The sequence below is a fragment of the Chitinophaga chungangae genome (assembly GCF_017742215.1).
Classification (GTDB): Bacteria; Bacteroidota; Bacteroidia; order Chitinophagales; family Chitinophagaceae; genus Chitinophaga; species Chitinophaga chungangae.
Genome location: NZ_JAGHKP010000002.1, coordinates 241288 through 267465 on the forward strand (window position 1 = coordinate 241288; position 26178 = coordinate 267465).

The window sequence follows — 26178 nt, forward strand, 5'->3', positions numbered from 1 at the left end:
CGGGGGAGTTTGGCGCTGGTTTTAACTTTTCATTTGCACCGTGAAGGAATGATATTGATTTTCGTAGGCATAATGGATGGTAAAACCGTACAGGCGGCAGATCTTGTTCACGATCTCCAGCCCAAGGCCCATACTGTCCGCATCCGGGCTGCTTTTGGCGAAACGTTCGAAAATACGTTCTTCCGGCAGGGCGTAGGGCTGCCCGGTGTTTCGCACGGTGAATGCGCCGTTGGCCAGTTTCACCACGATGCGCCCGCCGGGAACGTTGTGGCGGATGGCATTGGAAAGCAGATTGCCCAACAAAACTTCCAGCAGCGTGGGATTCACTTGTACACTGAGGTCGTCGAGCCAGTCGGTCTCGAGCTGCAGCTTTTTCTGTTCTATCTGCGGCTGGTATTGGAACAGCAAATGTTCAGCAGAATTTTTCACGGCGATCTCTTCCGTTTCGGGGAACTGCCCGTTCTGGATACGCGTAAGCAGGATGAGGCCTTTGTTGAGCCGCGCCATGCGCTGGCTGGCCGTGGCGAGATCGGTGATCAGCTCGGCCTGTTCTTCGGTAAGCGGGTCCGTTTGCATGAGCAATTCCAGTTTGCCCTGGAAAATGGCGAGCGGCGTGCGCATTTCGTGTGAAGCGTTCTCCGCGAATTCTTTCTGCGCCACGTACGATTTGCGGCTGCGCTCGGCGAGCTGTTCCACCGCGGTGTTCAGTTCCCTGAATTCCGCCACGGCGGAGCCCCCGAGGTCGAGCGGCGCGGCGTCGTCCACCTTGTAAGCCCGCAGCTTGCGCAACGTTTGATAAAAAGGTTTCCAGATGCGCCGCGCAAGCGCCTGGTTCACCAGCAGCAAACCCGCCAGCAGCAATATCAGCAGCACGCACTGCAGCACGATGATGCTGCCGATCAGTTTCTGATGATTGGCGATGGAAGAGCGGATCTGCAGCCGGTAAGTTTCCTGGTTGATCACGAGGTGGGAAGAAAGGAGGCGGTGCGATTCGGAAGTGTAGAGCGAATCTTCCCCCCTTCCCTGCGACTTTTCGAGCGTCACGTCGTTGTTGAGCAGCGGGTTGGGCGCGCCGGGCTTTATTTCCATCACCTGCAGCTGCGGTATCAGCTGGGTTTTGGTGGCCACCAGGTCTGCATCGATATTGGCGATCACGATCTTGCGCAGCACGAGGTAAAAGACGGGCACGGCTACCAGCAGCAATACCATGCTGAGGATGAAATAATATTGTATGGTTTTGCTAAGCAGTTTCATCAGTTCATCAGTTCATTTCGTCTTTTTTACGGGCCTGATGGAATGGTCCATTCAAGGTATCTCCATTTTGTAGCCCATACCGTAAACGGCTTTGATACGGTCCGTCCAGCCAGCGTTTACCAGCTTGCGGCGCAGGTTTTTCATGTGGGCGTAAATGAAATCGTAATTATCGAAAAGGCCTTCGCCATCCGCGCTGAGATGTTCGGCGATGGCGTGTTTGCTCACTACGCGGTTGCGGTTGGAGAAAAGGTAAAGCAGCAGGTCGTATTCAGTGCGGGTGAGCTCCACGGGCACGTCGTTTACCAGTACGGTGCGGGCCTGCGTGTTGATGGTAAGCTCTTCGGCTTCGAGCAGGTTGCTGCCGGAAAAGCGACGGCGGCGGATCACGGCGGCGATGCGCGCGCTGAGCTCGGAGAGGTGGAAAGGTTTGACGAGGTAATCGTCTGCCCCCAGCTGCAGCCCTTTGATGCGGTCGTCTATGGAATCGCGGGCCGAGATGATGATCACGCCGTCGGTCTTGTTGTTTTCCTTGAGGGCCTGCAAAACGTACAACCCGTTGCCGTCGGGCAGTGAAATATCCAGCAGGATGCAGTCGTAGTCGAAACTTTCGACCTTTTCCAAAGCTGTTTTGCGGTCGGGCGCCAGTTCGCAGGTGTAATTTTCCGCCTGGAGATAGGCGGCGATGCTTTTGCCGAGCGCGAGTTCGTCTTCGATTATAAGGACTTTCATCTTTTCCGTTGGACGATGAATATAAGAAAAATAAACAGCCTGCGGAAACTGCGGGCTGTCAGCGGTACATCAATTATAACAAAGTAGCAAACGAAGCAGGGGCAATACATTTTTACGGATAACGGGCGTCTGCGTTGCTGCAGGGCTGGCGTTTTCTCCGTTTAAGCTGTGGCTCAATATTTTTTTTTGTTTTTTCGAAAAAGCGGCTAAATTTGCACTCCATTCCGGGGGGTTAGCTCAGTTGGTAGAGCGCTTGCATGGCATGCAAGAGGTCAGGGGTTCGACTCCCCTATCCTCCACAGTAACGAAAAGACGCTTTTATTCAAAGGCGTCTTTTGTTTTTTAGAATGTATTTCCCGGCTAATAATTCAAAGACATTTTGTTATCCCGCTAAAACCGCGAGTTGAAAGATTTGATCTCCCATTTATATTTCCCCTCGTTTAACGTTGCACAAAGAATTTTCTCTCCGTCCGTTCTGACGTTTACGAGGCCGTACACGATTCCTTCCACTATTTTCAACCTGTTCAGCGTCTTTACTTTATTAGATGCGCTTACCCCGCCCGATGTCATACGCCTGTAGTGAACATCGATATTTTTTTCGTCCGTATGTTCTTCGTCCCCAATATCCACCTGGAATGGATCGCCGATCTTGAGGCTTCTTGAAATTTCCGTGCTGAACACCAGGGGAGTGATCATTTCGTCTTTGTCCACCGTACGGTAACCGGTTGCCCCCGAAGCTGCTACGATATTAGGCCGCGGGTGGGCATGATTTTCATCGTCGCCGGAAGAAATGATAGTGGCGGACGCCTGAACGCATTCCAGGAATTCGTATGAACAATCGTCGCTCGCATGATGGCACGATTTCACCACATCAGCCGCCAGTTCCTGTCTTTTTCCTTTAAATGCGTCCAATATGTAGCGCTGGCTTTTTTTATTAAGATCCCCGGTAAGCAATATTCTCGCCCTTCCATAATCCAGCCGCAGCAAACTTGAATTTCCGTTGGTATTCTGCGAATCGCCACCAAAATCCTTGACTACAGGCACTCCATCCAGCTTTTCCACAACCGGCCCGAGTATCTTGACGTTAACGTCATTTTCACCCGGCCCGAAATTCGGCAAATACCCGATCTCACCGTCAAGATCGTACCCGAGACGTTTCGCCGGGCATTTTTTTTCCAGCACACAACCGAGAAAAGACGCCCACTCTCCCTGCAGCTTGAGATCTTCGCCGTTCAATGCATCTTTTATTGATTTTCTATCGTCGATAAGACTAAGAAGATACCCCTCCTGTTTGGGGCCAAGCCAGCGCTTTTTGCCGCCGCCCGTCCACCACGACACGCCGGAATGATAAAAATTTTTCACTTCCGTATTAGACGTATCCAACTCCCGTACTTCCTCCGGATTGATCAAATCCCACAACCCGCCATAGTGGTCCGCATCGTTGTGAGAACTGATCATTGCATCGAGTGTGATGGTATCCAGCCCGTATTCCCGGGAGAATTTCCAGTCTACGAAATCCGCCGCGTTTTTTCCGTGCGGCTGCGCGGAGCGTTTGTATCCACCGTCCAGCATAATGTGCTTTCGGTCCGGCGTTACGATCAATACGCCGTCTCCCTGGCCGACGTCGATAAAATAAATCTCCAGTAAAGGTGTATCGCCGATCGCATCCGCATGAACATAGCCGGTACAGGCCCGGGCTTTGACCTTGATCTTCCCGTCTGCCTTTTTGTTGCTTAATACGAGCACCGTATCGCCCCACAACAATTCGATGAGCTTTTTCCCGGGGTCGTTTTCCTCGTAAAGGGCAGTGCTTTCGTCTTTTACATACCGTGTAGTCATAACAACAGATTTATAGATTTAGAGATAAATGACTGCTGACAGGAGTAAACGGTTAAGCGTTGAAAAAGAAGATTCTTTAAAGTGAGAACTGTGAGGCATATGGGCATTAACACGATCTACAGGGAATGGGGCCAAAACAAACAGCGCTCTAAATCAGGGAATCTTAACAGTAATTTAGCGCTTTTTTTGACCAAAAAAACGGGGCTGGCGTGTTAATTTTTCAAAACAACTCCATCCCCGCATTCATCAACAAAAAATACCCCGCCAGAAACACGACAAAAAACGAAAGGCCCGGCGTATTTACGCCAAAAGGAAAAAGTTGAGCAGTACTGCCTATATGCCCCGATTTCCGCGGCCCTACTTTTGCGCCAGAACAATAACCCCCTTTCAAAAATGAAAAAGATCATCAGCATCTCGCTCATGGCAGCATTATTGGCGTGTTCCAGAGACAAACACCCGGTTACCCCCCAACCCGCTCCCCTCAGCCATAAGCCGGTTTCCCGGCCCGCAGGCACCCCTGTCGGAGCGAAACAAACATTCGCCGTAACGCCCGCCGGCGGCGTATTTCAGTCCACAGACGGCCAACTGAAAATCATGATTCCCGCGGGCGCGGTTACCGCCAACAAAGTATTCGAGATACAACAGGTCAGCAACACCTGTCACGGCAGCATCGGCAACAGCTTCAGCATCACCCCGCATACCACTTTCGCCAAACCCGTCGCCATTCAATTTTCATACGCCCAGATCCCGCACCTGGTAAGCATTCCGGACGCGCTGGGCATTGCCTGGCAGGACGCGCAGGGTTACTGGAGGCTGGCGAAAAACGCCGCAGTGAACAAAACCGACAAACACGTAACCGTGCTCACCGATCATTTCAGCAACTGGACGCTGCTGCAATGGCTGCAGATCAGCCCGGCTTCCGCGGAGCTGGAACCCGGCGCGTCCGCGGAAATGGAAGTACGGTTTTATCTTCCCCTTTCATCAGACGATCTGCTGACGCCGCTGGCCCCCAAAGAAGGGGAAGACATTGCCATCGGCGAAGGTCAGCCGCTGCCAGGACATTTCATTAAATCCTGGGCAGTAGCAGGCCCCGGCACAGTGGCCGGCAACGGCTCCAAAGCAACGTACCATACGCCGGGCGCCGTACAGTCCACCGTTACAGCTATGGTAACCGCCACGCTGAAAGACAGCAAACACCAGCTGCTGCTGGTAAGCAACATGACCATATTGGCAGACGGCCTCAGCTTCCGCATTGGCGGCGGCGCATGGCAGTTCCTGCCAGGCTTTGCAGTGGAGAGCGACGACCAGATCAACATCGCCGCAACAGACGGCGAACGTTATTTTGTGATCGATTGGCCCGGCGGAAAAGGGAATTTCCTGTGGGAACGCAACATAGCCCTCGTTTATACAGACGCGGCAGGCCTGCATACCACCAGTCACTGGTTCGACAAAGCGGAAAAACGTTATATTTATTCCGGCGGCGCGCTGAGCATCGACGAGTTCGGGGCTGAAGGCCAGTATGTTACCGGATATTTCGTGGCAACGGGCGCCGGTTCTTTCGTGGACGACGACCAGGAGCCTACCGCCAAAACCACTGTGGAAGGCTATATCAAGGTGAAACACGTGAAATAAATGGCGGGCGGCTGTAACATCGGCGGGCGCTGCCTCGTTTAAACTGGACAAAACTTGTTATATGCGATCCCTTATACTATTCGTTCCCATCACACTGCTTTTGTTCGCCTGCAAAAAAGACAAAAAGACCAGGCCGGACGGTCTGAACGGCCAGTTCCAGGGCGTGGCCTTCACGCTGCAAAACGATCTCAAAGCCGACCTGACCGATATGTATCTTACGTTTCACGACGGCGACAAGTTCGATTTTATCGTGAAATTGCCGGGCTCCACCGCGGAGCTCAGGGTAGAAGGAAACCTGTATTACACCCGTGGCAGCGACAGTGTTTTTTTTCATGGCATCGAACCGGCATCCTCCTCCCTGGTACAAGCTTATAAATATCAATTTAAGGGAGACAGCCTGGTCATGATCCGCGAAGTATCCCCGGGTTATTCAAAGCAGATAAGGCTGAGGCACGTACGCTGATTTTTTTCCCGGAATAATTTACAGGCACCGGCCCGCAGGCATTCATCCGCCCGCGGGCCGTTGTTTTGCGGGCACTTCCCCGATTTTTCCTATTTTTAGATTTTCGCCGGCTTTACAATAAATCCGAACCATGAAGGCAAAAAATATTTCCCGCAACCTGATATCAGCGATTAGCATGACAATAGCAAGTACCGTATCCGGACAGGCCCCGGCAGACAACAACCCGTTACTGCAACCGTACAGCACGAGTTTTAAAGTGCCGCCTTTTGCAGACATCCAACCCGCGCATTTCCTGCCGGCGTTCGAAGCAGGCATGCAGCAGCAACAGCAAAAAATAAAAGCGATCACCGCACAAAAAAGCACACCCACCTTCGACAATACGATCGCGGCGCTGGAGCAAAGCGGCAAACAATTGCAGCAGGCAGCCACCGTTTTTTTTAATCTCACCTCCGCCAATACCAATCCCGAGCTGGAAGCCCTCAGCCGCCAGATAGCGCCGCGCATGGCACAGCACAGCGATGATATTTATCTCAACCCCCAACTGTTCGCCCGCGTAAAAACCGTGTACGGCCAGCACACAAAGCTGAAACTCACGCCCGAACAAAACCGGCTGCTCGAAAAAACCTACAAGGCGTTCGTGCGCAGCGGCGCGCAGCTGAACGAAGCGCAGCAAACGCAGATGCGCAGCATCAATAAAGAACTGTCGCTGCTCACCGTAAAATTCGGGCAAAACCTGCTGGCCGAAACGAACGGGTTTGAGATGATCGTTGAGAAACAGGAGGACCTCGCCGGTCTTCCGCCCTCCGTGGTGGCCGCCGCGGCGGCATCCGCCAAAGAAGCGGGCAAAGAAGGCAAATGGCGCTTCACCCTGCACAACGCCAGTGTGATGCCGTTTCTCCAATACGCGCAAAACCGCGCCCTCCGTGAAAAAATGTATAAGGCCTACACCAATCGCTGCAACAACAACGACGCGCGCGATAACAAAGAGATCGTTTCAAACCTAGCCGCATTGCGTGCCGAAAAAGCAGCGTTGCTCGGCTATGCTTCGCATGCGGATTTCGTGCTCGAAGAAAACATGGCTAAAACGCCCGCCCAGGCCAACGAACTGCTGAACAAACTCTGGAACGCCGCATTGCCCGTCGCGAAAAACGAAGCCGCGGAAATGCAGAAAGTGATGGACAAAGAAGGCCGCAACGAACAGCTCGAAGCCTGGGACTGGTTCTATTACGCCGATAAAGTAAGAAAGGAAAAATATAATTACGACGCCGAAGAACTGCGACCTTACTTCAAACTGGAGAATGTGCGCGAAGGCATTTTCGCTACCGCGAAAAAGCTCTACGGCATTACGTTCACGCCGTTAAAAGACATTCCCGTATACCAGGAAGACGTGACCGCGTACGAAGTAAAAGAAGCCGACGGGCGGCACATCGGCGTGATCTATATGGACTTCTTCCCCCGCGCGTCCAAACGCGGCGGCGCGTGGATGACCTCTTACCGCAAACAGTCAGCCGAAAAAGGCGTACGCGTAGCGCCGGTAGTATCGATCGTATGCAACTTCAGCAAACCCACCGGCAACCAGCCTGCGCTGCTTACGCCGGACGAAGTGGAAACCTTCTTCCACGAATTCGGCCACGCGCTGCACGGGCTGTTATCCAACGTACATTACGAAACGCTTTCCGGCACCTCCGTTCCGCGCGATTTTGTGGAGCTGCCGTCGCAGATCATGGAGCACTGGGCATTTGAGCCGGAAGTGCTGAAAATGTACGCCAAACATTACGAAACTGGCGAACTGTTGCCCGATACACTGGTAAAGAAAATGAAGGAAGCAATGAAGTTCAACCAGGGTTTCGCCACGGTGGAATATCTCGCGGCCTCGCTGCTGGACATGAATTATCATACGTTGCCGGCGGGCAATAAGGTAGACGCGACCGCTTTTGAAAAGCAGCAGATGGAGAAGCTGGGCCTCATCCCGCAGATCGCGCCGCGTTACAGAAGCACTTATTTCCAGCATATTTTCGCCGGCGGTTATTCGGCCGGGTATTACAGTTACATCTGGTCTGAAGTGCTGGACAACGATGCGTTCGCCGCGTTCAAAGAAACCGGTAATATCTTCGATCCCGCCACCGCAAAATCTTTCCGCACCAATGTGCTCGAAAAAGGCGGCACAGCGGAGCCGATGGAGCTATACAAGGCATTCCGCCTGCGTGCGCCGGAGGTGAAATTTTTGCTGAAGAGCAGGGGGTTGGAGAATTGAGTATTAAACCGGGTTAAGCCCATAACAGGAGAAGACAATTGCGCAATTTACTACGGTTGTGTTACGGTATCCCTACTAAAGCATTACGGAAGCAATGCTTTTACCTCGCCGTAAACGGCTCCATCAGCTCCACGCGCGTACCATCTGCGTCATAGAGGTTCAGCAGCCAGCGGTTATTGCGGCCAATGCGCGGCGAAGGCACACTGCCGTTGCGGAAACGCAGGGCGTCCACCGCTTTTTGCATGTCAGGCACCATCAGCGCGATGTGATGCGCGGAACCAAGCTGACGGCGGCTTGCCGGCGGTTTTACTAGCATGTATTCCAGGTAGTCGGTGCTTTCGGGCAGGCGCATGTTGATCCAGCTGGTAACGCTGTCTGTTGCGCCGCCGCGCCAGGTTTCCGTAAAACCGAGAATGGCCGCGTAGAACGAATCCGCCCGTAAAGGATCTGCGATCGTAAGGCCGGCGTGAAGGATGCGGTCTGAAATACCCGTACCGCTCGCCGGTTTGGCGGGCGGCAGCTGCACGAACAGGATCGTGTGGCCGTCCGGGTCTTTTACGACAATGGAAGCGTTATCGGGGCCGGGACGCACCATGATCCCTTTTTGGGTGAGATACCGTTGCATCCGGGGCAGGTCGTTGGTTTGAAAGGCGAGGCTCAGCAGCCGGTCGTCCTGCGAAGGCGGCAGGCCATCTCTTACGTAGATGCGCTGCCTTGCGTTCACCTGCGCGGTGAGCGTATGCGCGGTGCGCTGCAGCTCGTAGCCAAGGTAATCTCCATAAAATTTTACGGCGGAATCAAGATGACTGACCTGGATCTCCACGGAAGCAATGCCGGTGATCTCCGGCCTTTCCACCTGCTGCGCATCCGCCATCGAGGCGGCGCTGCATAACAGCAGGCACAAGACAAATCGTTTCATAACAAGAGGAATTACACCAAAATACAAAAAACCGCCCCGCATATCCTATACTTTCTAACCCATTTATCCACTTCAAGTTCAATTAATTATCATTTTTGCATCAACTTATCCAAGTAAATAATTTTATTTAAAAAGTAGTATACTATTAAAATATTAATTATTAACTTGAAACTCACTTTTAAAATAATTAACTAAGTAGAACCCGGTTTACCGGGGAAACGCCACGTAACCTATACGCATTTCAACCATTGCTTTGAGACGCATACCACAGACATAAACGCAAGTATCTCCAAACATATCAACCACAGTACGCTAATGAAACAAACAACATTCGCTTTCCTGTTGCTGATGCTGGCATCCCTCACATCAGCAGCGCAGGCCGTCAAAATTACCGGTAAGGTCACCGGGGAAGACGGGGAACCACTCGCCGGTGTATCCGTCGTGATAAAAGGCACCAAAACAGGCACGGCCACCAATGAGCTGGGTATTTTCTCGCTCAGTCCGCAAGAGCTGAAAGGAGCTATCGTTTTCTCCAGCATCGGCTTCGTCACCAAAGAAGTCGCGCTCGGCAAATCCACCGTGTACAACACCTCGCTCACCCAGGACCCGCAGGCCCTCAAACAGGTAGTGGTAGTAGGTTACGGTACCGTTCAGCGGAAAGATCTCACCGGCTCCGTTGGCAGCGTGAACGTGGCGGACCTTCAGAAAGCTCCTGTTAAATCGTTCGACGAAGCCCTGGCCGGCCGTGTGGCGGGCGTACAGGTCACGTCCTCCGAAGGCCGCCCCGGCGCGGCGATCGACATCGTGATCCGCGGCGGTAACTCCGTTACCCAAAACAACTCGCCGCTCTACGTGATCGACGGGTTTCCCATGGAAAACCCCGGCGGAGACAACGAAAGCAATCCCATCAACTCGCTCGACCCCGCAGACATCGAATCGATCGACATCCTGAAAGACGCTTCCGCCACCGCCATCTACGGCGCGCGCGGTGCCAACGGCGTGATCGTGATCACTACCAAACGCGGCAAAGCAGGCAAAACCACCATTAATTACAATACTTATTTCGGCTGGCAGGAAAGCAACAAACGCCTCGGCGTGCTCGATCCGTACGAGTTTATCAAACTGCAGAACGACATCGATCCCATCATGACCATGACCCTGTACCGCATCAGGAACGAAAATGGCGTGAAGGACACCCTGCCGCTGGAATATTATAAAAACGTGGAAGGCATTAACTGGGAAGACCAGATCATGCAGACCGCGCCCATGCAAAGCCATCACCTTTCCCTCGGCGGCGGCAACGACAAAACGAAATTCAATGCATCCTTTTCGTATTTCGATCAGCAGGGCATCATCATCAATTCCGGCTTCAAAAGGCTGCAGGGCCGCCTCAGCCTCGACCATAACGTGAGCAACAAGCTGAAAGTAGGCATGAATGCCGCTTACGCCAATGTGAAACGTTACGGCACGCCCACTTCTTCCAGCAATTACAACAACGAGCTGAACCTGCTGTTCAGCGTTTGGGCCTACCGCCCCATCACCCTGCTCAACTCCACCACCAACCTCATCGAGGAAGGCACCGATCCGGAAGTGGAGCCCGGCTTCGATTTCAGGTGGAACCCCGTGATCACGACCAAAAACGAGCTGCGCGAAAATTACAACGACAATTTTTCCATCAACGCATACGGCGAATACGCCATCCTGCCCGGCCTGAAATTCAGAAGCAGCATCGGCTACAACAAAAGCGCCACCCGCGTGGACGTGTTCAACAACGGGCTTTCCCGCAGCGGCAACCCCACCACCAACAACCGGATTAATGGCGGCATGAGCTACATCAATTCCAGCAGCTGGCTGAACGAAAACACGCTGACCTGGAACAAAAAGATCAACCAGCATCAAAGTCTTTCCGTGCTCGGCGGCTTCACTATGCAGGAAGGCTCCAGCAGTCTTTTCGGCGCATACGCCAAACTGCTGCCGAACGAAGGGCTTGGTTTGAGCGGCCTCGACGAAGGCGTTCCCTTATCGATCTCTTCCACTTCTTCCGCCTGGAGCCTCGCTTCGTTCCTCGGCAGGGTGAATTACAACATCAAATCGAAATACCTGTTCACGGCTTCGTTCCGTACAGACGGCTCTTCGCGTTTCAGCAACGGCAACCGCTGGGGCTCTTTCCCTTCCGGCGCGTTCGCATGGCGCTTCGGCGCGGAGCCCTTCATGCAGTCGCTGCGGTTTGTTTCGGACGCCAAACTCCGCACCAGCTGGGGCGTTACGGGCAACAACAACGTGGGCAACTTCTCCAATTACATGAACTACATCACGCCCACCAACGGCGGTTATTCTTTCGGCAATATCCAGAGCCCCGGCAGCTACCCCGGTTCCATGGGCAACCCCGACCTGAAATGGGAAAGAACGGCGCAGACGGATATCGGGCTGGACCTCGGCTTCTTTAACGACCGCCTCAAACTCGCCGTGGACGTGTACCGCAAAAACACCAGCAACCTGCTGCTCAACGCCAGTCTTCCCGGCAGCACCGGTTATTCCACGCAGTTCAAGAACATCGGCAAGGTGCGCAACCAGGGCCTGGAGATCAGCCTTTTCGCCAATGTCGTAAAAGGCCACGACTTCAACTGGAACAGCAGCTTCAACATTTCCTTCAACCGGAACAAAGTGCTCGAGCTGGCCGAAAACGAACTGTCTATGCTCACCACGCAGTATTGGGGAGACGACTGGGTGCTGATACCTGCGTACATCGCCAAGGTAGGCGCACCCGTGGCGCAGTTTTACGGCCATGTGTCAGACGGTGTGTATAAATATTCCGACTTCGATAAAGTAGGCGGGAATTACATCCTGAAAGACAATGTGACCGCCAACGGTGAAGTGCGCACGCAGGTGCAGCCGGGCGACATCAAATACAAAGACCTCAACGGCGACCTGCTGATAGACGATTACGACAAAACTGTGATCGGCAACCCGCTGCCTGTGCATACCGGCGGCTTCAGCAACAATTTCGAATACAAAGGATTCGACCTGGGTATATTTTTCCAGTGGAGCTACGGCAACGACATTTACAACGCCAACCGCCTGATGCTCGAAACCGGTTACAAATACAACACCAATCAGTACGCGTCTTACGCGAACCACTGGAGCCCTGAGAACCCGGAATCCAACATCCCGCGCGTGAAAGGCACCACGCTGAAAACCTATGCCACCTGGATGGTGGAAGACGGTTCTTTCCTGCGCCTGAAAACCGTGCAGCTGGGGTACAACCTTCCGCAAAACATTTTGAAAAGAGCGAAGATCAACGCCATCCGCGTTTACGCCAGCGCGCAGAACCTCTACACCTGGACGAAATATTCCGGTTACGATCCCGAGGTATCTATCCGCAACAGCGCACTCACGCCCGGTTTCGACTATTCCGCTTACCCGAGGCCAAAAACCGCCACCGTTGGCCTGAACGTAACTTTCTAATTCTTAAAAAGCGAAAACATGAAATACATCCTGTATAGCTTCCTGATATTGTCTTTCGGCGCTGTATCCTGCAACAAATTCCTGGATAAAACGCCCACAGACTTCCCCCTTCCAAAAAACTATTTCAAAACAGAGAACGACGTGAACACGGCGCTGAACGGCATTTACGACCCGCTGGGCAAAACCGGCACCTACGGTCGCACGTTGTTCTTCGAGCTGGACATGAGCGACGAAGGTTTCAACGCGCTTTCAACCACCACCATCGACTTGTCCATCAACAACTACAATACATCGGACACCAAGGTGAACACCCTCTGGAACCTGCTGTACCAGGGCGTTAACCGGGCCAACGTGTTCCTCGAGAACATCGACAACAAAGACCTGCAGATGGACGAAGACAAACGCAAGGCCGCCAAAGGCCAGGCGCTTTTCCTCCGCGCGTATTATTATTTTATGCTGGTGAGCAATTGGGGCGATGTGCCCGTAAGGCTGCAGTCCATCAACGACGTGAACGATGTAAACCGCGCCAGAATGCCGTCTTCGGAGATCTACGCCTTCATTGTGAAAGACATGGAAGCTGCGGCGGAGCTGGTAAACCCCATCACCGCGTACACTTACAACAGCCGCATCACGAAGTCCGTGGTATGGGGAATTCTCGCAAGAGTGAACCTCAAAATGGCCGGTTACCCGCTCAACGACGCCACCCGCTGGGCGGAAGCCCGCAAATGGGCGCTGAAGGCCATGGAACCGGGGAACGGTCATGCCCTGAACCCCGACTACCAGCAGGTATTCATCAACCAGTGCCAGGACAAATACGATACGAAAGAAGTGCTCTGGGAGGTGGAATTTAACAAAGTGAACAACGGCAGCCAGGACGAAGAAGGTTCCGTGGGCGCCATCAACGGCATCGGTTCTTCAGACAGGAACATGTACAGCTACGGCGCGGTGCACATCACCGAAAGATATTACCGCGCATTCGCCGCCGGCGACCTCCGCCGCGACTGGACGAGCAATTCCTATTATTACGGCACCGTTAACGGCGTGGTGAACTCGAAGATCCCATATCCCGCCACATCGATCTACAATCGCTGCAACGCAAAATGGAGAAGGGAATACGAAACGGCGCTGCCGAAAAATATCAACACCTCTTCCATCAACTTCCCCATCCTCCGTTTTTCCGACGTACTGCTGATGTTCGCGGAAGCGGAGAACGAAGTGAACGGCGGCCCCAGCGCGGACGCATACGAAGCGGTGAACAAAGTGAGAAGAAGGGCGTACGGCCTGCTGCTGCCCACGCCGCCCAACCCGGCCATCGATGCAGACCTGCCCGCTGGTCTCGACCAGCTTTCCTTCCGCGACGCCATCCGGAAAGAACGTTCGCTGGAGCTTGGTTTCGAGGCCATCCGCCGGCACGACCTGATCCGCTGGGGCATTTACATCTCCACGATGAAAGACCTCTCCAACGAGATCACCACCACGGCGCCCGCGGCTTACAAATACGCCGCCCGCCATGGTGACAACCTCGGCCAGCGCCACCTGCTGCTGCCCATCCCCAGCTCCGAAATGGCAATCAATAAATCGCTCGTTCAAAACCCGGAATGGTAATCAATTCAGCAACAATTAAAACACGAGACAATGTTCCATTATAAAAATATGCTCCCGCTCGCCGCGCTCTGCCTCCTTTTCGCCTGTGAGCGGGATGTGGTGGAGGTTCCGGCCTTCGAAGCGCACACCGAGAAAACGCAGTACCAGGCGGGCGATTCCGTGCTGTTCACTTTCTCCGGCGAGCCGGACATCATCACTTTTTATTCCGGCGAACCGGGAAAAGAATACCGTTACAAAGACCGTACAGACACAGAAGCCGGTAAAACCGAGCTGGAATTCCTCAGCCGCGTGCTCTACGGCAGCCAGGCGAATAACCTGAAAGTGGTGGCCTCCAACGAGTTCAGCGGTATTTACGATTCCGCCAATGTAAAAAATACGAACTGGACAGACATCACCAGCCGTTTTACCCTGGCCACGGCGCCTGCCGGCGGGCTCAGCGCCAATACGCCTTCGGGAAAAGCCGACCTGTCCGACCTCGTGGTGAAAGGCAAACCGCTCTACATCGGGTTCCAGTACATTGGCGAAAAACCGGTGGCCACCACGCCCACACAGCGCACCTGGCGCATCCTGGGATTTTCGCTTACCGGCACGCAGGACGGCGGCTCGCCCAATACTTTGGTAAACCATGTGTCTGCCGGCTGGCTGGCAGTAGACGTGATCAACCGCGCAAACAAATGGGCCGTTTCGGCGGACAATATCCAGTTCTCGCCCAACAGCACCCTCGAAGCATCTGAAGACTGGATGATCACCAAACCCATCTGGGTAACCAAGGTAGCGCCCGATAAAGGCGCGGCCATCAAGGATTACAGCAAACGCAAGGAAAATTACAGCTACGTGTTCGCCACGCCCGGTACTTATACCGTTACGTTCGTAGGCTCCAACACCAGCGCCGAAGAAGTGAAAACGGTGGTGAAAGAAATTACGCTCACCATCGTGCCGTAACGCGGCCATGCCGCGGTCCCCAAGCGGCCGGACCACTTGTAAAAAATATAGCCCGGTATCACACGCCGGGCTATATTTTTTTGCGCTTTTTGTTATCTTTGATCATTACAAAAGATCGTTCAACCCGATGAAGCAAAAACTCAGCTGCCTTTTGATTGATGACGACAGGGATGACCAGGAAATTTTCAAACTCGCGTTACACGACGTAAACGAGGATGTATTTTGCCAGACAGCGGATGACGGTATCAAAGGTTTGCATATGCTGCAAACAGACGCGAGCTTCACGCCCAGTTACATTTTTCTCGACCTCAACATGCCACGGATGACCGGCAAAGACTGCCTGAGCGCCATCAAAAGCAATCCCCTGCTGGCTTCCATTCCCGTGGTGATCTACTCCACTTCTTCAGATCCGAAAGATATACAGGACACCAAGGACCTTGGCGCCGCCGATTATGTGGTGAAACAATACAGCATCGCTTCGCTGAAAGAAATTCTCCGCCGTTATTTTAACTGATCTCAGCTCGTTTTCTGCCAGATGCGCTGCCGGTGCGGGAATTGCCTGTACTTGTACGCAAGGGGGGAATATTTGAGATTTTCTTTTGAGCCGAGGGCGAGGAAGCCGTTTATTTCCAGGCTGTCGTCGAACAGCTGGAGGGCTTTGTGTTGCAGTTCCTTGTTGAAATAGATCAGCACGTTCCGGCAAAGGATCAGCTGAAATTCGTTGAACGACCGGTCTGTGGCGAGGTTGTGCGGGGAAATGACCATCTTTTTCGTCAGCTGTTCGTCGAACTTCGCCCAGTCGTACCGGGCCGCATAATATTTTGAAAAGTCGTCTGTACCGCCGCTTTGGATGTAGTTTTCCGAGAATTGTTTCATGTACCGCAGCGGGAAGATCCCTTTCCGCAGTTTTTCCAGCACGCCGGGATTGATATCCGTGGCGTACAGCAGCGATTTTTGCAGCAGCCCCGCTTCCTGCAGCAGGATGGCCATGGAATACACTTCTTCGCCGGTGGAGCAGCCGGCGTGCCATACACGGATGAACGGGGCTTTGGCGAGTTTGGGCAATACGTCTTCGCGCAGGCATTTGTAAAAATGCGGGTCGCGGAACATCTCCGTTACATTCACCGTGATCTCTTCCACAAAATGCCTGAAATAATCCGCGTCGAATAATATTTTGTTCCTGAAACCTGCATAATCACCGAACCTGTTTAGCACGAAAAGCCGGTTGATCCTGCGTTTCAGCGAAGGCCGCGCGTATTGCGCGAAATTGTACCCGTATTTGTCCATGATCTCTTCCAGCAGCACGTCTATCTGCTTGTCTTCCACGGCGGAATCATTCATAATATGCATTTTATTTACCGGTATCATACAACCAAACTCTTAACAGCGACAACAACTGATCGATATCCACCGGTTTACTGATATAATCCGAAGCGCCCGCTTCGATGCATTTTTCCCGGTCTCCTTTCATGGCTTTCGCGGTAACCGCTATCACGGGCACTGCGGCGGTTTTCGGGTCGGCTTTGATGAGGCGGGTGGATTCGTAACCGTCCATCACGGGCATCATCATATCCATCAGCACAATGTCCGCCGGGTGTTGTTTGAGTTTTCCCAGCGCTTCCCTCCCGTCCATGGCAGACACTACTTTCATTCCGCATGCTTCCAGCGCTTTGGAAAGCGAGAAAATGTTACGCACGTCGTCGTCCGCCACCAGCACGGTTTTCCCGCGCAGTACCACATCCATGGTGCCGAGGCCGTTCGAATTGCCGTTGGTTTCTTTCTGGCCGGCCACCAGGTGAAGGAACAGCGATACCTCGTCCATGATGCGCTGGTAAGAACTGGCTACCTTGATCACCACCGAATCCGCATAACCTCGCAGCTGCAATTCTTCGTCGCGGCTCAGGTTGCGGCCGGTGAATACGATGATGGGAATATTTTCAAGGCCTTGCTGTTTTTTCACTTCTTCCAGCGTATCGTACGATCGGTCGCGCGAAGCGCCCATGTCGAGGATCACGCAGTTCACTTCTTTTTTCAGCAAAGCCTCCACGCTGTCGCGGATCGATTCTTTGATCTCCGCGTTCACTTTGTAATTGCCGAGGAAATACGCCAGCGCCTTCGCATGTTTGATGTTCTCTTCCACGATCAGCACTTTGCGCGGGTTGTGGTTCAGCATAAACTCGATCTGCGAAAAAATATCCTCCATTTTTTCAAAGCTCAAGGGTTTATCGATGAAGTCTACCGCGCCTTTGCTCAGGCTTTTGAACCTGGCCTGGTAGCTGGACATCACGTGCACCGGGATATGCCTTGTTTTTTCATTGCCTTTTAATTCTTCCATCACTTCCCAGCCGTCTTTTACCGGCAGCTGAATATCGAGCAGCACGCCGAGCGGCATGTACTGTTCGGCCAGCGGTGCGGCTTCGTCGCCGCGAACGGTCACCACGCCCTTGTAACCTTTACTGCGGGTAAATTCCAGCAGCGACCGTGCAAAACTGGTGTCGTCTTCCACGATCAGGATCACGCGGTCGCCGGGTTTGATGGTGTTGCGGTCATCGTCTACCTGGCCGGGTATCACTTCGCTCACAAAACGTTCGCGCACGGGCGGGATTTCTTTTTCCCTTTCAGGAACGATCTCCTGTATTTCCTGCCCGTCGCGCCTTGCGGAAGCCGATTCGGGGATTGTCACGATGAACTCGCTGCCTTTGCCGGGTTTGCTTTTGAGGGAAATGTCACCGCCGAGCAGCCGTGCAAAATCGCGGCTGATGGACAGGCCCAGGCCGGTGCCGCCGTATTTGCGGCGGGTAGAGCCGTCTTCCTGCCGGAACGCTTCAAAGATCAGGTCCTGCTTGTCTTCCGCGATGCCGATGCCGGTGTCTTTCACGGAAAACGCAAGCTGGCCGTCTTTGCCGGGGCGGGATATTTTCATTTCCACGCTGCCTTTGTTGGTAAATTTCAGCGCGTTGGACAGCAGGTTGCGCAAGATCTGTTCCAGCCGCTGGCGGTCGGTTTCCAGGGACACGGGCACATTTTTGTCTTTGATCGCCATGAAGCGGATGTTTTTTTCCATCGCCACCGGCGTGAACAATGCGGTCATGTCCTGGATCATTTCGTCGATGCCTACTTCAGAATAAACCAGGTCCATTTTGCCGGCCTCGATCTTTGAAAGGTCGAGTATCTCGTCTATCAGCGTCAGCAATCCTTTGCCGGACTGCTGTATCACCTGCGCGTATTCGATCTGTTCGCTGTTGAGGTTCTGTTTGCCGTTTTCCGCCAGCAGGCGCGACAGCAGCAGGATGGAATTGAGCGGCGTGCGCAGTTCGTGGCTCATGTTGGCCAGGAACTCCGATTTGTAACGCGTGCTTTGCGCCAGTTCTTCCGCCTTGGCCTGTACTTCCATGTTGCGCTTCATGACGAGCTGGTTGGTTTCTTCCAGCATCCGTGCGCGGTCTTCCAGCTGGTCGTTGGCTTCCACCAGTTCTGCCTGCTGCACGCGCAGCTCTTCTTCGGAAGCCTGGAGTTTTTCGGTCTGCGCTTCCAGCTCGCTGTTGATGTTTTCCAGTTCGTTGTGCTGCGCCTGCAATTCCTCTGCCTGGCTCTGCGTTTCTTCCAGCAGCTCCTGCAGGCGTTTGCGGCTTTCCACGCTGTAAATGGCGGTACCGATATTGTGCGCCGCTTCTTCGAGGAATCGTTGCTCCAGCGGCGAGAAGTTCCGCAGCGACCCCAGTTCTATCACGCCCGCGATCTTTCTTTCGTGATACAGCGGGACGGCGATCACCGCGCGGGGCCTGAGCGTACCGGTAGCGTGGCGGATGCTGAGCAGGTCGTCGGGAATATCTTCCAGCTTCAGTGTATGGCGGCTGAGCGCACACTGGCCCGCCAGCCCTTCGCCGAATGCCGTCGTTTGCGCAATGCCGATTTCTTCGATGGCAAAGCCGCCGGTGAATCGGAGATGACTGCTGCCTTCCGCCACGTAAAACGCGCCGGTCTGGCTGCCGGTATACTGTACCAAAAAGTCGATGACGTTGCGGGAAAGCATGGGCAGTTCGTATTCACCGATCATTTTGTCGTTCAGCGTGGCAATGCCGGCCTGCATCCATTCGCGTTCAGACAATTCGTTGAAGCTGGTTTCCAGCGACGAAGCCATCCGGTTGAGGGAAACGGAAAGCACGCCCAGCCCGTCTTCTCCCCCCTCTTCCACGCGGGTGGAATAATCGCCCGAGGAAATCTTTCCCGCCACGTTCCGGATAATATTGATGCGGCGGCTGATGTCCGCGTCTTTGTCTTCCAGCGATTTTTGCATCAGCAGCCTTTCCTTAAAATCTTTCGATACTCTCAGGTAAGACACCAGGGTGATCAGCACGGCAATGATGGAGGCGATCACGATGAACACGGGCGTGGAGGAAGCGAAGCGGTTCATTTTTTCCGTGCGCTGTGTAAGCAGCAGGCGTTCCCTGTCCTTCATCTCGTCGATCAGCCGGCGCGATTCGGCCATATGCACTTTGCCCCTGTTCATATCCTCTGTGGTAAGCGCCTGCCCCCTGCGTTTCTTTACGATATTGTCGTTCAGCACGGCCATACGCAGGTTGCTCACTTTAAAAAGCTCCTCCGCCGCGGCCTGCTGCACGGGATTGTCTGTCGACTGGTTCCTGAACGCGCGGATATTTTTCCGGATGCTGTCTTCCGCGCCGCGGTATGGTTCGAGAAACGATTCGTCGCCGGTGATGAGATAACCGCGCTGGCCCGTTTCCGCGTCTTTCATATACGAAATGGCATCGTCCAGGTAATGTAGCATCTGATTGGTATGCTCCACGCTTTCCGCGCTGCTCACCAGGTTCCCGATGCTGATGTACGACGCGACCGCGCTGATGATCAGCAGGAATAACGAAAACCCGAAGCCGATGGCAAGATTTCTTTGAAAAGTCGATTTCATTTATACTGAGTTTGTCAAAGTCCGTTATGCATGATGGCCGCTTACCGGCAATACGAGAATGAAGGTGCTGCCCTTCCCTTCTTCGCTCACGGCCGTGATGAGCCCGCCATGTGTGTCGATGATCTTTTTTACGATGGCCAGGCCGATGCCCGTGCCTTCATATTCGTTCCTGCCGTGCAGGCGCTGGAATATGACGAATATTTTGTCGAGGTACACCTCGTCGAACCCGATGCCGTTGTCTGAAACGGAAATGCGGCAATACGGCCCGTCTGCATCCGGCCGGGCATCGGTGGCGAGGCGGCCTACGCGTTCTGCGCGGATGTGTATCTGCGGTTGCAAATCATGCCGTGAAAATTTCAGCGCATTGCTGAGAATGTTCTGGAACACCTGCCGCATCTGGCCCGGAACGGCTTTCACCTGGGGAATGGGGCTAACGGTGATCTCCGCGTTTTTTTCCCGGATCAGCAGCTCCATATCGTCGAGTATTTCGCGGATGATGATATTGAGATCGGCGAGATGGAATTTTTCGGCGATAGACAGCTTGGAATAATCGAGCACGTCCGTGATCAGCTTATTCATACGGTCCGCGCTGGAAATGATCTTCCCGAGATATTTCACCGCTTCCTGCTGTTCGGAGCCGAATTTCCCGTGGATGAGGTTGCCGAACACCTGGATCTTGCGCAGCGGCTCCTTGAGGTCGTGCGAGGCCACATAAGCGAATTGCTGCAGCTCGTGGTTGCTGGCGGCGAGGTCGCGGTTGGCGCGCTGCAGTTCCTGCGTTCTTTCGCTGACGCGGTTTTCCAGCAGCTGGTTGATCATCTTCTGCTCGTGGATATCAGTAAAAATGCCCACCCATTTCGCGATGGCGCCGTCTTTGCGCACAGGCGTCATGCTCAGCAGGTGGTGACGGTATTCTTCCCCGCTCAGCGGTTTGATGCGCACTTCCAGCACTTCCTGCTCGCCGGAGGCCATGGCTTTGGCGATGCACGCGGAGATGGACGGGCCGTCTTCCGGCGTGGCGGGCAGGTTTTCACGGCCCTCCGCATATTCATGCCAGTAACGGTTCACAAATTCGATATTGCCTTCGCGGTTAAGCGTAAACGCGATCTGCTGGATGGATTCAAGGATGGAACGCAGTTCTTCCAGGCTATGAGACAATGCTTCCTGGGCGGCTTTCCGCTCCGCGACCTCTTCGCGGAGTTTTTCTTGCGCGGCATGCAGCTCTCTTGTTTGCAGGTGTAACCGGTAAAAGGTGCCTACTTTCAGCAGCAGTATTTCGGGATCGAAAGGTTTGGTCACGTAATCCATCCCACCGGAGGTATACCCTTTGGCGATGAATCTTTTTTCGAGGTTGACGGCGGAAAGAAAGATAATAGGAATATCCTTCGACTTGCTGTAGCCGCTAATGGCTTCGGCCACTTCGAAGCCGTCCATACCAGGCATCTGTACGTCGAGGATGACGAGGAAATAGGTATTTTTAAGGATCTTCCGGAGCGCTTCTTCGCCGGATGATGCTGTGTCTACCGAATAATGGTTCAGCTCCAGGAGCTTTTGCAGGGAAAATATATTTTCGGGATGGTCGTCTACGATTAAAATCATATCAAGTCATAACATAAAAACAGACGGTAAATTATCTATTTTTCAATCGTTCGCACTGTAGATTTATCTCCACACATTTTTTGCCGTCAAACCGGCCGGGGGAAAGGGTTTCACCATGGCACAGTTTATGGACGCGTAAAAACACAAGGGGAACAACGCTTATCACCGCGCTGTTCCCCTTTTCACATATCCGGTCTTTGATTCGTTACTTCTTCGGCATCACCGCAGATCCGTTCCTGACTTCATCATTGGCCTTTTCCATAAGCATATCTCCGGGTTGTAACGGCCCGAATATTTCCGTTTTTCCATTCGCTTCGCGTCCTTTCCGTACGTCTACCCATTCCGCTTTCCCGTTCGTGACGCGTATCACGAAGATCTTTTCGGTGCCGTTGGCTACGGCGGTGGTGGGTACTACAAATACACTGTCTGCCCGGTTGAGCGGTATGCTTACCTCGGCAACCATGCCGGGAAGGAGCTTTTTATCGTTGTTGATCACGTCCATTTCGATCCGCTGGCTGCGCAGGCGGCTGTCCAGCGTGCCGGACTGCCGGTTGATCTTTGCTTTAAAATCCTGTCCCACGAAGGATTTCACGGTAAAGGTCACTTCGTTTCGGCTATCCAGGTACGCGGTGTACGCTTCGGGAATGGCCAGCACCAGCCGCAGTTTTTTCTGTTCCTGTAAAGTGAACATCGGCATTTCGGAGCCTTTGCCGGAAGGGCCTACATAGGCGCCGGCGCTCACGTTGCGGCTGCTGATCACCCCGGCGAAGGGCGCGCGGATCTCGAGATAGCCGCGGTTATCGGCAATTTCGCGGTAGGCCGCGCGGGCGGCTTCCTGCTGCGCGAAATCGGATTTCTGTTTGGCCAGCGCCAGGTCCAGGTCGTTTTGCGACACGGTGCCGGGGGTAAGACTGGTTTGATACAGGCGGTCGTAATTGGCCTTGCTGGCGAGGTACACGGCTTCCTGGCTGCGCAGGCGCGATTCCGCACCGGCCAGCTGGCTGCCCAGCTCGGGCGCTTCGAGCGTTGCCAGCACCTGGCCCGTGCTCACGTTAGAACCTACGTCTACATTGAGTTTTTTAACAAAACTGTTCACCTTGGCATACAGGTCTACCTGCTGAAAGGCCACCAGCTCGCCGGGCATTTTGAGGGAAGCAGAGAATATCTGTTTTTCCAGCGGAAAAACGCTCACTGCCACGGGCAATGATTCTTCCGTTTTTTTATTGTCCGGTTTGCTTTGCGAAACGCCGCATCCGGCCAGCATCACTGCCGCCACCAGTACGCGCACGGGCGTTCTATTGATGATTGTGATCATACAGGGAGGGTATATAATGTTTACTGTCTTTGTTTTCAGGATTGAGGGAAACGGAAGCGATGGACGCTTTTTTCTGCACCATGGCAAACACCAGCGGCAGAATAATGAGCGCCGCCACCGTGGAAGCCGCCAGCCCGCCGATCACCGCGCGGCCGAGGGGAGACACCTGGTCGCCGCCTTCGCCGTGGCCGATCGCCATGGGTATCATGCCCACCACCATGGCGAGGCTCGTCATCAGGATCGGCCTGAGCCGCAGCGCGGCAGCTTCTTTCGCGCTGGCCACAGAATCCCCGTTGTGCCTCCGCAGATGTTCCGCGTTCGTGATCAGCAGCACCGCGTTGGAGATCGATACGCCCACAGACATGATGATGCCCATGTACGACTGCAGGTTGAGCGTGCTGCCCGTAACGGTCAGCAGCAGCAGCGAACCGAGTATCACCGCCGGCACCGTGGTAAGCACTACGAACGATACGCTGAAAGACTGGAAGTTGGCCGCCAGCATCAGGAATATCACCACCACCGCTACCAGCAGGCCGTTCTGGAGATTGTCCAGCGTTTCGGTAAGGGTATTGGTCATGCCCACGGGCTCTACGGTAAGACCACGCGGCAGCTCTCCCAGCGATGCGATGGCCGCTTTTACGTCTTCCGCCGCGGCGCCAAGGTCTTTATCGCTGAGGTTGGCGGTTACAGACAGGGTGGGCATTGCGCCGAGGTTGTCGTTTTCGCCGTAAGTAGTTTCCTGTTTGATGGTCGCAACATCGCCGAGCACGGGCCTGGCGGAGTTTTTCATGAGCGGCACTTCCGCCAGTTCGTCGATACTGTTCATTTTATTCTCCGGCACCTGTACCTGTACGCTGTACATCAGGCCGGCCTTTTCATCTACCCACACGTTTTTTTCCGTAAGGCGCGAAGAGGATGTGGAGGCGATGAGCGAACGGGTCACGTCCGTCATGTCTATGTTCAGCTGCGCCAGCCTTGCGCGGTCTACCTCCACGTTGATGGAGGGATATTTCGTGCTTTGCATCAGCTGCACGTCGCGCATGTAGGAGATCTGCCGCAGTTTCTCTATCACCTTGTTCGCATATTCTTCGTTCATTTTTTTATTCCTGCCGGAAATGCGCACCTCTACCGGCGTGGGCGAGCCCTGGGCCAGGATCTTGTCCGTCAGTTCGATCGGTTCGAAAGACAGTTTGATGTCTGGCGCGCGTTCTTTCATCCGCTCGCGGATCTTGTCTTTCAGTTCGTCCAGCTCAAAATGTTTTTCCTTGTTCAGGCTCACCTGCAATACTGCTTCGTGCGGGCCCGCCATGAACAGGTATATCGGGCTTACGGAAAACAGCGCGGGGTGCTGGCCTACGTATGCGGAAGTGATCGCGATGTTTTCTTTCCCCACCACTTCTTCGATCACCTGCAGCGCCGTGAGCGTTTTGGCTTCGGTGCGCTCCATGCGCGTGCCTTCATCCGCTTTCATCCTGATCTGGAACTGGCCGCCGTTGGTGCGCGGCAATACGTCGCGCCCGATGCTGGAAAGCAACCATACGGCCAGGCCGCTGATGATCACGAGGTACGCGATCACGATGGGCACGCGGAAAGGCATGATCCTTTCAATGAACCGCATGAAACGTGCGCGGAATTTTTCGAAGCGGGACACTTTGCCGTCCGCATTGCTGTCTGCCCGTTCCACCAGCATCTTTTTCTGGTCCCAGGTATCGTCTTCCGAAACGGCCGGGGGCACATGGCCTTTTTTATGGCTTTTCATGATCCAGTTCGCCATCACCGGCACAAAGGTCTGCGACAGGAAATAAGACGTGATCATGGAAAAACCGATCGCCAATGCCAGCGGCAGGAACAGCGAGCCGGGAATGCCCGTCATGGTGAACGCCGGCGCAAACACCGCGAGGATACAGAAAAGGATCAGCAGCTTCGGAAAAGCGATCTCCTTACACGCATCCCAGATGGCGAGAGCTTTGGGTTTGCCCATGTCCAGGTGCTGGTGAATGTTTTCTATTGTCACCGTGCTCTCGTCCACCAGAATACCGATGGCGAGGGCGAGGCCGCTCAGCGTCATGATATTGATGGTTTGGCCGAACAGGCTGAGGAACAGTACGCCGGAAATGATGGAGATCGGGATGGTCATGATCACGATCAACGCGCCGCGAAGGTCGCCGAGGAACAGCACCACCATGAGGCCGGTAAGCACGGCGCCGATGATGCCTTCGCTCACGAGGCTTTTCACGGAGTTCATCACGTAAGTGCTCTGGTCGAACTCGTAGCTGAGCGTGACGTCTTCCGGCAGCTGCGCCTGCAGCCGCGGGATGGATTTTTTAAGGTTCTGCACCACTTCCCAGGTGGAAGCGTCCGCGGATTTAGCCACGTTGAGGTATACGGAACGTTTACCGTTCACCAGGGCATATCCGGCCGCGATATCCGCGCCGTCCTCAACGGTGGCTACATCACGCAGATAGAGGTTTTGCACGCCGCCTTTGAAAAGCGGGATATTCTCAAAATCCTTGATATTGCGGATGAGCGTATTCGTAGTGTTGATATAGTTTTTATCGCCGATGCGCACGTTGCCGGAAGGCGCTACCTGGTTGTTCAGGCGCAGGGCTTCCACCAGCTGGTCGGGCGTAAGCTGGTGCGCGCGCAGCTGTTCGGGATCGGCTTTGATCACCACGGTGCGGATGTTGCCGCCGAAGGGAGGCGGCGCCACCAGGCCGGGGATGGATGTGAAAGACGCGCGCACGTAAACGTTCGCGAGGTCCATCAGTTCGTTGTTCGTGCGTTTTTCACTGCTCAGTACCAGCTCGCCTACCGGCAGCGTGGATACGTCGAAACGAACGATGAACGGGGGCTGCGAGCCCGGCGGAAAGATCGCCTGCGCGCGGTTGGAAAAGGCGGACACTTCCGCGGCGGCCTGGCTCATGTTGGTGCCGGGGTAAAAGCTCAGTTTCATGAGCATCAGCCCCTGTACATTTTTGGTTTCGATGGCCTTCAAACCGTTTACGAACAACAGGATGTTCACATAGTTCTTCGCAAAAAACGCTTCCATCTGGTTAGGCGTATAACCGCCGAAAGGGTGCGCAATGTACAGCACCGGCAATTCCAGTTTGGGGAAGATGTCTACTTTCACCTCCCGCACTGCCTTGATGCCGAAGAAAAACAGCCCTGCCACCAGTACGAGTATGGTGATCGGTTTTTCCAGTGCGCTTTTGATAAGTCCCATTATCTTGTCAGA

Annotated in this window: 16 protein-coding genes and 1 tRNA gene; 8 read left to right on the forward strand and 9 right to left on the reverse strand. The window is 54.0% G+C overall.

All coding sequences use genetic code 11. From position 1 onward, the window contains the following. Positions 1 to 21: 21 nt before the first annotated feature. Both J7I43_RS09020 and J7I43_RS09025 read right to left on the reverse strand, forming a co-directional pair. Positions 22 to 1254, reverse strand: a complete 1233-nt coding sequence (locus tag J7I43_RS09020) for a sensor histidine kinase (protein WP_209145343.1) — start codon at positions 1252 to 1254, stop codon at positions 22 to 24. Between the two features lie 51 nt (positions 1255 to 1305). Continuing rightward, positions 1306 to 1983, reverse strand: a complete 678-nt coding sequence (locus tag J7I43_RS09025) for a response regulator transcription factor (RefSeq protein WP_209145344.1) — start codon at positions 1981 to 1983, stop codon at positions 1306 to 1308. A gap of 226 nt (positions 1984 to 2209) precedes the next feature. Here J7I43_RS09025 and J7I43_RS09030 point away from each other — a divergent pair. After that, positions 2210 to 2282: transfer RNA gene (locus J7I43_RS09030), tRNA-Ala, on the forward strand. A 91-nt stretch (positions 2283 to 2373) separates the two neighbouring features. Here J7I43_RS09030 and J7I43_RS09035 read toward each other — a convergent pair. Further along, on the reverse strand, positions 2374 to 3822 hold the full coding sequence (locus J7I43_RS09035) for a ComEC/Rec2 family competence protein (protein ID WP_209145345.1): 1449 nt from the start codon (positions 3820 to 3822) through the stop codon (positions 2374 to 2376). A 393-nt stretch (positions 3823 to 4215) separates the two neighbouring features. Between J7I43_RS09035 and J7I43_RS09040 the strand changes: the two genes are divergently transcribed. The 3 genes from J7I43_RS09040 (at position 4216) to J7I43_RS09050 (ending at position 8171) form a co-directional block, all read left to right on the forward strand. Further along, complete coding sequence (locus J7I43_RS09040) at positions 4216 to 5454, forward strand: hypothetical protein (RefSeq protein ID WP_209145346.1); 1239 nt, start codon at positions 4216 to 4218, stop codon at positions 5452 to 5454. A gap of 61 nt (positions 5455 to 5515) precedes the next feature. Beyond that, a complete protein-coding gene (locus tag J7I43_RS09045) occupies positions 5516 to 5917 on the forward strand; it encodes a hypothetical protein (protein ID WP_209145347.1) in 402 nt (133 codons plus the stop codon). A 175-nt stretch (positions 5918 to 6092) separates the two neighbouring features. Then, on the forward strand, positions 6093 to 8171 hold the full coding sequence (locus J7I43_RS09050) for a M3 family metallopeptidase (protein ID WP_209145348.1): 2079 nt from the start codon (positions 6093 to 6095) through the stop codon (positions 8169 to 8171). A 100-nt stretch (positions 8172 to 8271) separates the two neighbouring features. Here J7I43_RS09050 and J7I43_RS09055 read toward each other — a convergent pair whose 3' ends face one another. After that, positions 8272 to 9090 (reverse strand): VOC family protein, encoded by an 819-nt coding sequence (locus J7I43_RS09055; protein WP_209145349.1) that lies wholly within the window; start codon positions 9088 to 9090, stop codon positions 8272 to 8274. A gap of 315 nt (positions 9091 to 9405) precedes the next feature. Here J7I43_RS09055 and J7I43_RS09060 point away from each other — a divergent pair, with 315 nt between their 5' ends. The 4 genes from J7I43_RS09060 to J7I43_RS09075 all read left to right on the forward strand — a co-directional run bounded on the left by J7I43_RS09060 (position 9406) and on the right by J7I43_RS09075 (position 15616). Continuing rightward, the gene (locus J7I43_RS09060) at positions 9406 to 12555 is read left to right on the forward strand and encodes a SusC/RagA family TonB-linked outer membrane protein (protein WP_209145350.1); all 3150 of its coding nucleotides are present in this window, start codon (positions 9406 to 9408) and stop codon (positions 12553 to 12555) included. A gap of 18 nt (positions 12556 to 12573) precedes the next feature. Beyond that, the gene (locus J7I43_RS09065) at positions 12574 to 14160 is read left to right on the forward strand and encodes a RagB/SusD family nutrient uptake outer membrane protein (RefSeq protein ID WP_209145351.1); all 1587 of its coding nucleotides are present in this window, start codon (positions 12574 to 12576) and stop codon (positions 14158 to 14160) included. 30 nt (positions 14161 to 14190) lie between these two features. After that, on the forward strand, positions 14191 to 15102 hold the full coding sequence (locus tag J7I43_RS09070) for a DUF5017 domain-containing protein (protein ID WP_209145352.1): 912 nt from the start codon (positions 14191 to 14193) through the stop codon (positions 15100 to 15102). Positions 15103 to 15229: 127 nt separating this feature from the next. Beyond that, positions 15230 to 15616: a response regulator gene (locus J7I43_RS09075; protein WP_209145353.1), complete on the forward strand. Its 387-nt coding sequence runs from the start codon at positions 15230 to 15232 to the stop codon at positions 15614 to 15616. Positions 15617 to 15618: 2 nt separating this feature from the next. Here J7I43_RS09075 and J7I43_RS09080 read toward each other — a convergent pair whose 3' ends face one another. The 5 genes from J7I43_RS09080 to J7I43_RS09100 all read right to left on the reverse strand — a co-directional run bounded on the left by J7I43_RS09080 (position 15619) and on the right by J7I43_RS09100 (position 26166). Next, positions 15619 to 16443 carry a CheR family methyltransferase gene (locus J7I43_RS09080; RefSeq protein WP_209145354.1) on the reverse strand — a complete coding sequence of 275 codons (825 nt, stop codon included), beginning with the start codon at positions 16441 to 16443 and terminating at the stop codon, positions 15619 to 15621. Positions 16444 to 16453: 10 nt separating this feature from the next. Next, positions 16454 to 20029: a response regulator gene (locus tag J7I43_RS09085; RefSeq protein ID WP_209145355.1), complete on the reverse strand. Its 3576-nt coding sequence runs from the start codon at positions 20027 to 20029 to the stop codon at positions 16454 to 16456. Between the two features lie 24 nt (positions 20030 to 20053). Next, a complete protein-coding gene (locus tag J7I43_RS09090) occupies positions 20054 to 21628 on the reverse strand; it encodes a hybrid sensor histidine kinase/response regulator (RefSeq protein WP_209145356.1) in 1575 nt (524 codons plus the stop codon). A 205-nt stretch (positions 21629 to 21833) separates the two neighbouring features. Next, the gene (locus J7I43_RS09095) at positions 21834 to 22943 is read right to left on the reverse strand and encodes an efflux RND transporter periplasmic adaptor subunit (protein WP_209145357.1); all 1110 of its coding nucleotides are present in this window, start codon (positions 22941 to 22943) and stop codon (positions 21834 to 21836) included. Then, complete coding sequence (locus J7I43_RS09100; RefSeq protein ID WP_209145358.1) at positions 22924 to 26166, reverse strand: efflux RND transporter permease subunit; 3243 nt, start codon at positions 26164 to 26166, stop codon at positions 22924 to 22926. The genes J7I43_RS09095 and J7I43_RS09100 overlap by 20 nt, the downstream gene beginning before the upstream one ends. Positions 26167 to 26178 lie beyond the last annotated feature (12 nt).

What these genes read in the sequence shown, in the direction of transcription:
- J7I43_RS09090 (WP_209145356.1), bottom strand. Translation starts at nt 21,628, where the DNA reads ATGATTTTAATCGTAGACGACCATCCCGAAAATATATTTTCCCTGCAA.
- J7I43_RS09070 (WP_209145352.1), top strand. Translation starts at nt 14,191, where the DNA reads ATGTTCCATTATAAAAATATGCTCCCGCTCGCCGCGCTCTGCCTCCTT.
- J7I43_RS09075 (WP_209145353.1), top strand. Translation starts at nt 15,230, where the DNA reads ATGAAGCAAAAACTCAGCTGCCTTTTGATTGATGACGACAGGGATGAC.
- J7I43_RS09080 (WP_209145354.1), bottom strand. Translation starts at nt 16,443, where the DNA reads ATGAATGATTCCGCCGTGGAAGACAAGCAGATAGACGTGCTGCTGGAA.
- J7I43_RS09020 (WP_209145343.1), bottom strand. Translation starts at nt 1,254, where the DNA reads ATGAAACTGCTTAGCAAAACCATACAATATTATTTCATCCTCAGCATG.
- J7I43_RS09085 (WP_209145355.1), bottom strand. Translation starts at nt 20,029, where the DNA reads ATGAAATCGACTTTTCAAAGAAATCTTGCCATCGGCTTCGGGTTTTCG.
- J7I43_RS09045 (WP_209145347.1), top strand. Translation starts at nt 5,516, where the DNA reads ATGCGATCCCTTATACTATTCGTTCCCATCACACTGCTTTTGTTCGCC.
- J7I43_RS09050 (WP_209145348.1), top strand. Translation starts at nt 6,093, where the DNA reads ATGACAATAGCAAGTACCGTATCCGGACAGGCCCCGGCAGACAACAAC.
- J7I43_RS09060 (WP_209145350.1), top strand. Translation starts at nt 9,406, where the DNA reads ATGAAACAAACAACATTCGCTTTCCTGTTGCTGATGCTGGCATCCCTC.
- J7I43_RS09100 (WP_209145358.1), bottom strand. Translation starts at nt 26,166, where the DNA reads ATGGGACTTATCAAAAGCGCACTGGAAAAACCGATCACCATACTCGTA.
- J7I43_RS09035 (WP_209145345.1), bottom strand. Translation starts at nt 3,822, where the DNA reads ATGACTACACGGTATGTAAAAGACGAAAGCACTGCCCTTTACGAGGAA.
- J7I43_RS09025 (WP_209145344.1), bottom strand. Translation starts at nt 1,983, where the DNA reads ATGAAAGTCCTTATAATCGAAGACGAACTCGCGCTCGGCAAAAGCATC.
- J7I43_RS09055 (WP_209145349.1), bottom strand. Translation starts at nt 9,090, where the DNA reads ATGAAACGATTTGTCTTGTGCCTGCTGTTATGCAGCGCCGCCTCGATG.
- J7I43_RS09040 (WP_209145346.1), top strand. Translation starts at nt 4,216, where the DNA reads ATGAAAAAGATCATCAGCATCTCGCTCATGGCAGCATTATTGGCGTGT.
- J7I43_RS09095 (WP_209145357.1), bottom strand. Translation starts at nt 22,943, where the DNA reads ATGATCACAATCATCAATAGAACGCCCGTGCGCGTACTGGTGGCGGCA.
- J7I43_RS09065 (WP_209145351.1), top strand. Translation starts at nt 12,574, where the DNA reads ATGAAATACATCCTGTATAGCTTCCTGATATTGTCTTTCGGCGCTGTA.